This window comes from Streptococcus agalactiae ATCC 13813 (assembly GCF_000186445.1).
Taxonomy (GTDB): domain Bacteria; phylum Bacillota; class Bacilli; order Lactobacillales; family Streptococcaceae; genus Streptococcus; species Streptococcus agalactiae.
Genome location: NZ_GL636073.1, coordinates 1 through 2,439, shown reverse-complemented (window position 1 = coordinate 2,439; position 2,439 = coordinate 1). Strand labels below are relative to the sequence as shown.

The following is a 2,439-nucleotide window of genomic DNA, read 5'->3' as shown; positions in this document are numbered from 1 at the left end:
CAAGTAGAAACAATTGAATTACCAGTTGATTATGACGCTGATTTTGTTATTCCGGTCTATGGTGATTCTATGGAGCCCGATTATCATTCTGGTGACTATGTCTTCGTAAAGCTATCCGTAGAGCTCGTAGATGGCGATATAGGAGTGTTTGAGTATTACGGTGACGCTTATATCAAACAGTTGCTTATAAACAATGAGGGAGCGTTTTTACATAGTCTAAACGATAAATATAGTGATATCCAAATCGATAGAGATAGTGATTTTAGGATTATTGGCGAAGTTATGGGTAGTTACAGGGAGAATTAATATGCTGGAAAAAGTTGAACGCTTAATCTCGGAAATTAATAACTATGTGTAATATCTGAACCACGTTAGACGACGTTAAAGACTTTAACGTTTACAGATTTATGAAAGTTTACAAATTAAAAACAATAGCGAACGAAGCTATGGTTGTCAATGAGTTTAAAAAATTAATTTAAATAATAACGTGCAATACCTGATCCACGTAAAAAGCTGGCAGGGAGATTTTTATGGAACAATCTGAAAAGAAAGTTTTGCCTATTATTGCAATTATAATTGGCGCAATTGCGTTAATTAGCTCATGGATGCCATTCATTAACAACGGATCGTTTGTTATTGCTATAATTGCGTTAATTATTGGATTTTTTGCGTTATTTTTTAATAGAAAACGCAAAAAAACACTAACTTATGTTAGTATCGTTATTTCAATTTTAGCAATGATAATTGTTCTAGTTACACAATCAATGTATGGTAAAGTGATCGATACCGCAAGCAAATCATTCGATAAAACATCAAAATCATACGAATCCTCTTATAGCAAGTCTTCTTCTATCGAAGCTTCTTCTTCTAGAGCAAAAGTTAAAAATGCGGACGCTAAATTTAAATGGTCAGAATCTTATTTCAATTCATTGATCAAAGGTCAAACAACTTACGACGAAGTTGTTGCAAAAGTTGGAAGACCTAATAGTGTATCTGACAGCACGGACTACGATATTGAAACAGATGCTGAGGTACCTTCAAAAGATTGTGGTTGGGACTTGAATGATGGTTCGTATTATGCAAGCGTATCTATTCATTTTATTCAAAAAAATGGCGTACTAGTTGTTGATTCTAAATCAAGCAACGGATTAAAATAAATGATAAACAAAAAGCCCCACGCTCAAATTTTGGTCGAGGAGAGCGTGAAGTAAAACTGTAATTGACCTTTAATAAGGTCTTTTACTATACCTTATTAGTTAAATTTGGAGATGATAACCAATGCGAATAGAATCATATAAAAAGAAAAACGGTACTACTGCTTATCGTTTTCGAGTATATATAGGTGTTATTGATGGAAAGAAGAAATATATAAAGCGTAGTGGTTTTACATCTAAAAAGCTGGCAAAGCAAGCGTTAATAAATCTACAACAGGAAATAGAAAACCCAAAAGACAAGTCAACGTTATTATTTAAAGATTTAACAAAAATCTGGCTAGATAATTATGAAAAAACCGTTCAAGGCAGCACATATTTAAAGACAAAAAGAAATATCGAAAATCATATTTTACCTTCCCTTGGCAGTTATCAAATAAAAGATTTGACACCCTTGATTATCCAGAAATACGCTGATGAGTGGTCAACTAAACTCAAATATAGCTCGAAGATTGTTGGCATTGTACGCAATATTTTAAACCACGCTGTTAAATTCCAGTACATCACTTCCAATCCATCAGCTCCAGTCTCTGCCCCTAAAATTCAAAGAACGATAAACAAGAAAAAGGATTACTATAATAAAGACGAGCTAAAAGAGTTTGTGCAATTAGTATATAATACTGATGACATTAATATAATAGCAACTTTTAGGCTCTTAGCATTCACTGGTTTGCGAAAAGGAGAAATGCTAGCTTTGACATGGAAAGATTATAGAAATGGAACGCTAGACGTTAATAAAGCTATTACAAGAGATATCGCTGGTGAGCACATTGGTCCCACAAAAAATAAGTCAAGCGACAGATTAATTAGCTTGGACCCCGAGACGATGAATGTACTTGACAACCTTCACAAAACATATCCAAAAACGAAATATATTCTTGAATCAGCTTCAGGTAGGTGGATTTCGCCTACACAACCTAGAAGATGGCTTGTACAAATATTAAGGGATTCAATATCAAAACTCGAACCAATACGAATACATGGATTCAGACATACACACGCTAGTTTGTTGTTTGAATCTGGACTTACTCTAAAACAAGTGCAGCATCGTCTAGGTCACGAAGATTTGAAAACAACCATGAATACCTATGTACATATTACTGAAACTGCAAAAGATGAAATTGGAACTAAATTCTCTAAATATATTGATTTTTAAAAAAAGAGACCCAAAAAGAGCCACAAATTTTATTAATCATTGATATAACAATACTTTTTAAACTCCCACCGG

3 protein-coding genes are annotated in these 2,439 nt (G+C 33.5%); all 3 read left to right on the top strand.

The genetic code is table 11. The features are described from left to right. Nucleotides 1-306, top strand: a 306-nt coding sequence (locus HMPREF9171_RS102925) for a S24 family peptidase (RefSeq protein ID WP_000304056.1), incomplete at its 5' end; no start/stop codon positions are given. A 224-nt stretch (nt 307-530) separates the two neighbouring features. After that, the gene (locus tag HMPREF9171_RS102930) at nt 531-1,157 is read left to right on the top strand and encodes a TrbC/VirB2 family protein (protein WP_000438040.1); all 627 of its coding nucleotides are present in this window, start codon (nt 531-533) and stop codon (nt 1,155-1,157) included. 121 nt (nt 1,158-1,278) lie between these two features. Beyond that, nucleotides 1,279-2,367 (top strand): site-specific integrase, encoded by a 1,089-nt coding sequence (locus HMPREF9171_RS102935; RefSeq protein WP_001217740.1) that lies wholly within the window; start codon nt 1,279-1,281, stop codon nt 2,365-2,367. The last annotated feature ends 72 nt before the right edge of the window (nt 2,368-2,439 follow it).